General features: G+C 53.6%; 2 protein-coding genes and 3 pseudogenes. All 5 read right to left on the bottom strand.

Features of this window, described 5'->3' with window-relative positions; genetic code table 11:
• Window positions 1-673, bottom strand: a 673-nt coding sequence (locus tag BLS62_RS30360) for an AMP-binding protein (protein WP_244283691.1), incomplete at its 3' end; no start/stop codon positions are given.
• 29 nt (window positions 674-702) lie between these two features.
• Window positions 703-3,480: pseudogene (locus tag BLS62_RS32715) on the bottom strand (condensation domain-containing protein); the annotation flags it as partial.
• A gap of 98 nt (window positions 3,481-3,578) precedes the next feature.
• A pseudogene (locus tag BLS62_RS32870) lies at window positions 3,579-4,013 on the bottom strand (AMP-binding protein); the annotation flags it as partial.
• Window positions 4,006-6,162 (bottom strand): annotated as a pseudogene (locus BLS62_RS32705) (condensation domain-containing protein); the annotation flags it as partial. The pseudogenes BLS62_RS32705 and BLS62_RS32870, both read right to left, overlap by 8 nt.
• The gene (locus BLS62_RS32450) at window positions 6,140-6,688 is read right to left on the bottom strand and encodes an AMP-binding enzyme (RefSeq protein ID WP_093191646.1); all 549 of its coding nucleotides are present in this window, start codon (window positions 6,686-6,688) and stop codon (window positions 6,140-6,142) included. The gene BLS62_RS32450 and the pseudogene BLS62_RS32705, both read right to left, overlap by 23 nt.
• Between the last annotated feature and the right edge of the window lie 23 nt (window positions 6,689-6,711).

The raw sequence follows: 6,711 nt of genomic DNA, 5'->3' as shown, positions 1-6,711 counted from the left end.
TAAGCCTTACGCACCAATCCGCTGTCATCAGGTTCTGGCAGCGCCTTGCGGTCAAGCTTTCCGTTCGGGTTAAGGGCAGAGCTGACAAAGTAACAAATGCCGCTGGAACCATGTAATCAGGCAAGGTCTGCTGAAGATGCGCGCGTAAATCACCTGCGCTTGCATCTCCGACCACATAAGCAACCAGCCGCCCTTCTCCGGGGCCATCTGCACGTAGCAACACAGCTGCCTGACCAACGGATGGATGCGATGTTAGAGCCGCTTCAATCTCACCGGTCTCGATCCGGTAACCCCGCAGCTTCACCTGATGGTCGTAGCGACCTAAGAACTCAAGTGCACCATCAGCACGCCGGCAAACCCGGTCTCCGGTGCGGTATAACCGGCCTCCGGCCGAACCAAACGGATCTGGAACAAAACGTTCCGCGGTCAAATCCGGCCGCCCTAAATAACCACGAGCTAAGCCAACTCCGCCAATGTAAAGCTCGCCTGATACCCCAACAGGCACAGGCTCAAGCCCTCCATCAAGAACGTAAAGCTGAGTGTTCCAGATCGGATAACCAATCGGAACAGATGATTGCTCCGTTGCATTTACCAAATACCAACTAGCAAATACAGTAATTTCTGTAGGGCCGTAAGCGTTTACAATTCGCCGTCCATTACACCATGGCTTCAATAAGGATGGAAGTGAAGCTTCGCCTGCTACTCTAGCATTTTTAGATTGAGAGCTTGGTCTGGCTTAATTGTCGCCAGATAGATGGAGGAAGCATCAAAGTTGTTATAGCGCGTGCACTTATCTGGTTCGTCAATACAGAACCAACTAATGCGTGCGTGAGGCGGACTATCAGCGCGCACCAGCCTTAGTGTGCAAAAGATCTCCCAAACTGACACATCGAAACTAAAGCTTGCAAATTGTAAGACTCGGGAGTCAGCTGTAATAGAGAACACTTCAATTAGAGCTATTATAGAATGACGCGCACCGTTATGACGGATCATGACCCCTTTCGGGCGTCCGGTTGAGCCGGACGTGTAAATCACATAGGCAAGGTTTTCAGCATCCACCGTCACATCCGGTGAGCTTTGAGGATATTGGCGAATGATCTCCGCATCGGCCTGCAAACACACCAACGGATGATCACTGACCAATCCTGAATGAGCATCATCACATACAACAAGAGAGGCCCCCGCATCCTGCAGCATAAACGCTAACCGGTCAGGCGGATAGGCAGGATCAAGCGGAAGGTAGGCACCTCCAGCCTTGAGGATGGCCAGCAAACTCACAACCATCTCAGCTGACCGGTCAACGCACAAGCCAACAATAACTTCTGGGCCAACTCCAAGAGTACGCAGATGATGGGCAAGCTGATTGGCACGAGCCTCTAACTCACCATAACTTAAACACTGCCCCTCAAACTCCACTGCAACTGCATCTGGCTGTCGGGCAGCCTGTTCAGCAATAAGCTCATGCAAGCAACGGTCTTGCGGATAATCTGCTGCCGTTGCATTCCACTCTTCTAAAACCTGATGACGTTCTGCCTCATCAAGCAGTGAGAGCGTGGAGATCTTCTGCTCTGGATCTGCGGAGGCCATCGCCGCCAAAAGACGCTCCAGATGGACAACCAGGCGTTCCATTGTCGACGCTTCAAACAGATCTGTGCTGTATTCCAGGCGCCCGCGCAGCCCTTCCCGCGTTTCACTCAAACTCAAAGTAAGATCAAACTTTGTCATATTGCCTGTGAGCGGCTCGCTCTGAACGCTTAGACCAGGCAGTGCCATGGCATCCCCTGGAGCGTTTTGCAGCACCAACATTGCCTGGAACAGAGGGTGGCGAGAAAGATCTCGTTGCGGCTGGAGTGCTTCAACCAACCGCTCAAACGGCACATCTTGATGACCATACGCTTCAAGCGCCAGTTCTCTCGTGCGAACCAGAAGGTCATGCACACTGGGATCATCTGACAGATTGCCGCGCAACACCAAGGTGTTGACAAAAAAGCCAATCAGCCCTTCCAGCTCTGGGCGGCGACGCCCGGCCACAGGGGCACCCACCACCACATCATTTTGCTCGCTGTGACGGCTGAGCAGAACCTGAAAGGCTGCCAGAAGAACCATGAACAAGGTCACGCCTTCCCGCTGGCTCAAGGCTGTCAACGCGCCTGATAGTTCAGCCGGGAAAGTCACCTCAATCCGGGCCCCATGGCCACTCATCACTGCGGACGAGGATGATCTGTAGGAAGGTCTAATGTTGGAAGCTCCTGAAGCTTGTCACACCAGTACGAAAGCTGCCCCTCCAGACGCTCCCCCTCAAGCCAGCGCCGCTGCCAGGCGGCATAATCAGCATATTGCACGGGCAGGGTTGGAAGATCGGCTGGCCGTTCCTCACATTGTGCAGCATAAAGCTCTCCCAGTTCCCGCACCAAGACGCCTATGGACCAGGCATCAGAAACAATATGATGTATGCTCACAACCAGCACATGGCGATCCGCGGCAAGGCGTAAAAGCTCTGCCCGGAACAAGGGACCAGTCGAAAGATCAAACCGCGCAGCAGTCAGATCCTGCATGTGTGCCTTCAGCTGTTCTGAGGACAAGCCATCCACATCGGTAATCTTCAATAGGAAATCTGCCGGCGGATCAATTACCTGATAACCGACCCCCTCTTCTTCTACAATCCGCGTGCGCAAGCTCTCATGACGCTCAATCAGTGCTGCAAACGCCCTTTCAAGTGAAGGTACATCCAACGCACCATTTAACCTGACTGCCCCGGAAACATTATAAGCAGACTGTTCTGGTGCCAGTTGATCCAAAAACCAAAGACGTTCTTGAGAGTGTGAAAGCTTCAAAGCCCCACTTCGGTCCACTGGATCCAGAGGCAGATCTTCCATAGTCCGGCCCAAACCGAGAGCCAGCTCGACAGCTGCCGCCAGATCTTTAACGCATGGTGCCTCGAACAATGCCTTCAACGGTATCTCTACAGCAAAAGCCTGTCCCACACGCGCCATAACCTGCATGGCTAGAAGGGAATGCCCCCCCAAGTCGAAGAAGTTGTCCTCAACGCCGACCTGTGTCACGCCCAGAACTTCTGCCCAGATGCTGGTAAGCATCTCTTCAACTGGTGTACGCGGAGCAATATAAGCCTTACGCACCAATCCGCTGTCATCAGGTTCTGGCAGCGCCTTGCGGTCAAGCTTTCCGTTCGGGGTTAAGGGCAGAGCTGACAAAGTAACAAATGCCGCTGGAACCATGTAATCAGGCAAGGTCTGCTGAAGATGCGCGCGTAAATCACCTGCGCTTGCATCTCCGACCACATAAGCAACCAGCCGCCCTTCTCCGGGGCCATCTGCACGTAGCAACACAGCTGCCTGACCAACGGATGGATGCGATGTTAGAGCCGCTTCAATCTCACCGGTCTCGATCCGGTAACCCCGCAGCTTCACCTGATGGTCGTAGCGACCTAAGAACTCAAGTGCACCATCAGCACGCCGGCAAACCCGGTCTCCGGTGCGGTATAACCGGCCTCCGGCCGAACCAAACGGATCTGGAACAAAACGTTCCGCGGTCAAATCCGGCCGCCCTAAATAACCACGAGCTAAGCCAACTCCGCCAATGTAAAGCTCGCCTGATACCCCAACAGGCACAGGCTCAAGCCCTCCATCAAGAACGTAAAGCTGAGTGTTCCAGATCGGATGACCGATCGGAACAGATGCTTTTCCTGACGTGACTTTATGCAATGCAGACCAAATTGTCGTCTCACTCGGCCCATATAAATTCCAAACATGCTCATGGCATGCTGTTAACCCACCTGCAAGATCTCGGGATAGTGCTTCCCCACCACACAATATCTTTCGTAGTCCTGAAGGTATACCTCCAGTCTCCAACAAGAGATACCAAGTGGTAGGAGTAGCTTGAAGAACTGTTACGCGACTACTCTTCAATATGTTAGTTAAGGCAAGTCCATCTCTGCGCTTGACCGTGTTACCAAAACACAGCGGCCACCTAATATAAGTGGAGCTAAATTTCAAGAGTAGCTATATCAAAAGTCAAGTTGGTAACTGCTGCCAAAACATCGCCAGCTGTGAGCTCAAGGACCGCTGTTAAGCTAGATAACGCCCCATTTAATCCTCCATGACGGATCATGACCCCTTTAGGGTGTCCGGTTGAGCCGGACGTGTAAATCACATAGGCAAGGTTTTCAGCATCCACCGTCACATCCGGTGAGCTTTGAGGATATTGGCGAATGATCTCCGCATCGGCCTGCAAACACACCAACGGATGATCACTGACCAATCCTGAATGAGCATCATCACATACAACAAGAGAGGCCCCCGCATCCTGCAGCATAAACGCTAACCGGTCAGGCGGATAGGCAGGATCAAGTGGAAGGTAGGCACCTCCAGCCTTGAGGATGGCCAGCAAACTCACAACCATCTCAGCTGACCGGTCAACGCACAAGCCAACAATAACTTCTGGGCCAACTCCAAGAGTACGCAGATGATGGGCAAGCTGATTGGCACGAGCCTCTAACTCACCATAACTTAAACACTGCCCCTCAAACTCCACTGCAACTGCATCTGGCTGTCGGGCAACCTGTTCAGCAATAAGCTCATGCAAGCAACGGTCTTGCGGATAATCTGCTGCCGTTGCATTCCACTCTTCTAAAACCTGATGACGTTCTGCCTCATCAAGCAGTGAGAGCGTGGAGATCTTCTGCTCTGGATCTGCGGAGGCCATCGCCGCCAAAAGACGCTCCAGATGGACAACCAGGCGTTCCATTGTCGACGCTTCAAACAGATCTGTGCTGTATTCCAGGCGCCCGCGCAGCCCTTCCCGCGTTTCACTCAAACTCAAAGTAAGATCAAACTTTGCCGTATTGCCTGTGAGCGGCTCGCTCTGAACGCTTAGACCAGGCAGTGCCATGGCATCCCCTGGAGCGTTTTGCAGCACCAACATTGCCTGGAACAGAGGGTGGCGAGAAAGATCTCGTTGCGGCTGGAGTGCTTCAACCAACCGCTCAAACGGCACATCTTGATGACCATACGCTTCAAGCGCCAGTTCTCTCGTGCGAACCAGAAGGTCATGCACACTGGGATCATCTGACAGATTGCCGCGCAACACCAAGGTGTTGACAAAAAAGCCAATCAGCCCTTCCAGCTCTGGGCGGCGACGCCCGGCCACAGGGCACCCACCACCACATCATTTTGCTCGCTGTGACGGCTGAGCAGAACCTGAAAGGCTGCCAGAAGAACCATGAACAAGGTCACGCCTTCCCGCTGGCTCAAGGCTGTCAACGCGCCTGATAGTTCAGCCGGGAAAGTCACCTCAATCCGGGCCCCATGGCCACTCATCACTGCCGGACGAGGATGATCTGTAGGAAGGTCTAATGTTGGAAGCTCCTGAAGCTTGTCACACCAGTACGAAAGCTGCCCCTCCAGACGCTCCCCCTCAAGCCAGCGCCGCTGCCAGGCGGCATAATCAGCATATTGCACGGGCAGGGTTGGAAGATCGGCTGGCCGTTCCTCACATTGTGCAGCATAAAGCTCTCCCAGTTCCCGCACCAAGACGCCTATGGACCAGGCATCAGAAACAATATGATGTATGCTCACAACCAGCACATGGCGATCCGCGGCAAGGCGTAAAAGCTCTGCCCGGAACAAGGGACCAGTCGAAAGATCAAACCGCGCAGCAGTCAGATCCTGCATGTGTGCCTTCAGCTGTTCTGAGGACAAGCCATCCACATCGGTAATCTTCAATAGGAAATCTGCCGGCGGATCAATTACCTGATAACCGACCCCCTCTTCTTCTACAATCCGCGTGCGCAAGCTCTCATGACGCTCAATCAGTGCTGCAAACGCCCTTTCAAGTGAAGGTACATCCAACGCACCATTTAACCTGACTGCCCCGGAAACATTATAAGCAGACTGTTCTGGTGCCAGTTGATCCAAAAACCAAAGACGTTCTTGAGAGTGTGAAAGCTTCAAAGCCCCACTTCGGTCCACTGGATCCAGAGGCAGATCTTCCATAGTCCGGCCCAAACCGAGAGCCAGCTCGACAGCTGCCGCCAGATCTTTAACGCATGGTGCCTCGAACAATGCCTTCAACGGTATCTCTACAGCAAAAGCCTGTCCCACACGCGCCATAACCTGCATGGCTAGAAGGGAATGCCCCCCAAATCGAAGAAGTTGTCCTCAACGCCGACCTGTGTCACGCCCAGAACTTCTGCCCAGATGCTGGTAAGCATCTCTTCAACTGGTGTACGCGGAGCAATATAAGCCTTACGCACCAATCCGCTGTCATCAGGTTCTGGCAGCGCCTTGCGGTCAAGCTTTCCGTTCGGGGTTAAGGGCAGAGCTGACAAAGTAACAAATGCCGCTGGAACCATGTAATCAGGCAAGGTCTGCTGAAGATGCGCGCGTAAATCACCTGCGCTTGCATCTCCGACCACATAAGCAACCAGCCGCCCTTCTCCGGGGCCATCTGCACGTAGCAACACAGCTGCCTGACCAACGGATGGATGCGATGTTAGAGCCGCTTCAATCTCACCGGTCTCGATCCGGTAACCCCGCAGCTTCACCTGATGGTCGTAGCGACCTAAGAACTCAAGTGCACCATCAGCACGCCGGCAAACCCGGTCTCCGGTGCGGTATAACCGGCCTCCGGCCGAACCAAACGGATCTGGAACAAAACGTTCCGCGGTCAAATCCGGCCGCCCTAAATAACCAC

It is taken from the genome of Pseudovibrio sp. Tun.PSC04-5.I4 (assembly GCF_900104145.1).
Taxonomy (GTDB): Bacteria; Pseudomonadota; Alphaproteobacteria; order Rhizobiales; family Stappiaceae; genus Pseudovibrio.
The sequence above is the reverse complement of the archived record's forward strand: the minus strand, read 5'-3'. Positions and strand labels throughout refer to the sequence as shown.